Annotated in this window: 3 protein-coding genes; all 3 read left to right on the top strand. The window is 63.2% G+C overall.

What is annotated here, in order from left to right; all coding sequences use genetic code 11:
- Positions 1-154 precede the first annotated feature (154 nt).
- The gene (locus MKL01_RS36085; protein ID WP_409566189.1) at positions 155-586 is read left to right on the top strand and encodes a DUF2934 domain-containing protein; all 432 of its coding nucleotides are present in this window, start codon (positions 155-157) and stop codon (positions 584-586) included.
- A gap of 143 nt (positions 587-729) precedes the next feature.
- Complete coding sequence (locus tag MKL01_RS02955; RefSeq protein WP_243903745.1) at positions 730-1,281, top strand: PAS domain-containing protein; 552 nt, start codon at positions 730-732, stop codon at positions 1,279-1,281.
- Positions 1,282-2,017: 736 nt separating this feature from the next.
- Positions 2,018-2,917: MCP four helix bundle domain-containing protein (locus MKL01_RS02950; protein WP_243903744.1), on the top strand; the 900-nt coding region annotated here is incomplete at its 3' end.

Raw genomic sequence — 2,917 nt, 5'->3', positions numbered from 1 at the left:
CGACGTTCAACCGCCTCAAGGACTTCCGCCGCATAGCCACCCGCTACAACGAACTCGCCGGGAACTACGCCTCATACTAACCCTCGTTGAGCGGGACTCACCAGGGGTAGCGGCGGCGGACCGTTAGTGATTCTGTCCTTGTGGTCGGGGCCGGATGGCCCGGGCGATCGGGCTGTCCCTGCTGGCCGGAGCCGGCCTGTGGACCTGCGCGCTGCCGGCCGCGGCCGAGACCGCTCTCCTCAACGTCTCGTACGATCCGACCCGCGAGCTGTACCGCGAGATCAACGCCGCCTTCGCGGAGGATTTGAAGGCCAGCCGAGATCCGCAACGACGCCGTCACGCTTTCGGCGCTCGGGGGATCAGGCGAGGTCAGCGAGTGAGCCAAGACCCCCCTGCGGATGATCGGGCCGAACCCATACTGTCGATTGAGGAGATCCAGGAGCGCGCCTACGACCTCTGGGATCGAAACCACCGGCCCGAAGGCTACGAGCTGGAGTTCTGGCTCATGGCCGAGCGCGAGCTGATGGCGGAGCGGAAGTCAAAGCTGGAGCCCGGGGCCGCAACGGATGGCCGACTTATGCGGTGAGGGTCTGCGCGCGGACGGTATGGCGAACGGAGAGAGCTGTAAGCTCGCCCTCGACAAGGCAAGAATGGCGGCCGCAACATTGCGCCCGCTCATGCGCCTGTCCGAGCGCACCCGCGTCTCTCGTGTGAGCTGGTGAGGCCCCAATGATCTGGCTGACAGATGCGGAGGGGCGCACGACTTACATGTGCGCCGAGTGGTACGCCTTTACCGGCTTGGCGCCCCCGGCCGCTCTTGGCACCGGTTGGACCGCCTCGATCCACGTGGACGATCGCGACTTGGTGGAGGAGGCGTTCCAGCAGGCATGCGCATCACGATGCGAATTCACCTTGCAGTACCGCCTGCGGCGGCGCGACGGCACATACATCTGGGTCCACGAGTCCGCTGCCCCCTCTTGGCTGCCCAAAGGGAAGACGTTTCTCGGGTTTCTTGGCCAGATCAGCAGCGTCGAGCCTCAACGGCGAGGACTGATCGCTACGGCCGAACTTCAGACCTTCCAGGCTGCAAAGCCAGTCGGCGAGTTCGCGCCGATCACGGCGTTGGATGCGATGGCAGACCATCTCTTGATGGCTCGAGGGCTGGCCGCCACCACCACGGCAGCGCACCTTCTTGAGCAGATCGATGAGTTACTGTTCGGCTTGGGCTGCGAACTCGCTCGGCAAGGAACCCAAAGCGATACGACTGGTAACATCCACTGACGCTAGAAGTCTGGCCGGCGACAGAATTTCCGCGCGTCTATTACAGACTTGCGGCTTCCCACTAACTCGGCCCTCGCTGCTCGCGGGCAGCCCGGAGCCTTATTTCAGTTAGAGTAGCTGGGCTAAGATTGGTCGGCTTGGAAGGGTAAAAAGAGCTATCCGGACGCAGACCGAGCACATCCATGATCCGGCCCCGAGCCGACACGTTGGCGATCGGCGCGCCGTTCTCCAGCGCTTCGACTGCCTCGCGATCGACCTGGGCCAGCGCCGCCAACGTCTCAATCGAGTAGGCACTCTGGAGCCGCGCCGCCTGGATCTGCGCGGCCAACGCGGTAGTTGGGGAGGGCGGATTGTCGTGTCGCTCGCTCATGGGTGAGCGGTACGAGCGGGCTCCAGCTGAAGTTTCGCTCGGGGGAGTTTCCCGCAGAAGGACTACTCCCTGCTGGCGGGCTTCGGGCGAGGCACGCGAACTTCGTCAGGCCACAGAACAGGTTGACCATATTCACGAGGTCGTGATGGTGGTCAGTCTCCCTATGAAAACTCATAGTTGTGCATGACAATTAACAGTTGCGGCGCTGTGTCAGTAAGCCGCAACGCTGCTATTATCAGATAAAGTTTTGCTTGGTTTATCTGATAAGTAATATTTGATTAACCGAATTGACCAAGTCTGATATGTAGCTTGGCTCCGTCGTTCGGAAGCTAACTCAGTTTACAATCCTAATGCGGTGATCCGATTATGCGCCTGCACCTCTCCCTCAAGGCGGCACTCTCGGCCGCCTTCGGCCTACTCGCCCTCATCGCCGCCGGCCAGGGTGCACTCTCGATCGTCAAGCTCGCAGGGATCCGTCACTCCGTCACCGAGGTCGCGGCGAACTGGCTGCCATCGGTCGTCGCTGTCGGTCAGATGCGAGAGCTAGCCTCCGAGGTCCGGATCAAGCAGCTGCGCCTGCTCAGCTTGTCCGATACGCCAGCCCATCTGGCCGAGAACGAGGCCAAGCTCGCCACAACCCACGAGAAGCTTGCTCAGGCGCGAAGGACCTACGAGCCGCTGATCTCCTCAAAGGAAGAGCGTGCGCTCTATGATGCCTTCGCCTCTGCCTGGGGACGCTTCGAACAGGCAGATGCCGAGATGCGGCGCCTGATGGAGGTCGGTCAGCAGCCGGCTGCTCTCAAGCTGATGAGCGCACCCGAGACCGCAAACCTCTACGATGAAGCCCGCGCCGATCTCTCGCGTGACGTCACCCTGAACGAGCAAGGAGCGCGTCGCGATGCCGACGCGGCCATGTCCGAGGCTGATGCTGCCACGCTGGCCGCCTACATCGCCGTGGCATTGGCACTCGCCGCCGCTTGCGCCGCCGCTGCCTTTGGACTGCTGCGCGTGTCCCGCCCGATCCAGACCATGACCCAGGTGATGGGTACGCTCGCCGGCGGCAACGCAGAAGCCGAGGTACCGTACCGGAACCGCGGTGACGAGATCGGCGCGATGGCGTCCGCCGTGCAGGTGTTCAAGGACAACCTGATCCGCACCCAAGCGCTGGAAGCCGAGACCGCGCAGGCGCGGCTGGCGGCCGAAGAGCAGCGCAAGACCGGCATGCGCCAGATGGCCGATGGCTTCGAGCAGGCGGTCGGCGGGATC

The organism is Methylobacterium sp. J-070 (assembly GCF_022829385.1).
Taxonomy (GTDB): Bacteria; Pseudomonadota; Alphaproteobacteria; order Rhizobiales; family Beijerinckiaceae; genus Methylobacterium.
The sequence above is the reverse complement of the archived record's forward strand: the minus strand, read 5'-3'. Positions and strand labels throughout refer to the sequence as shown.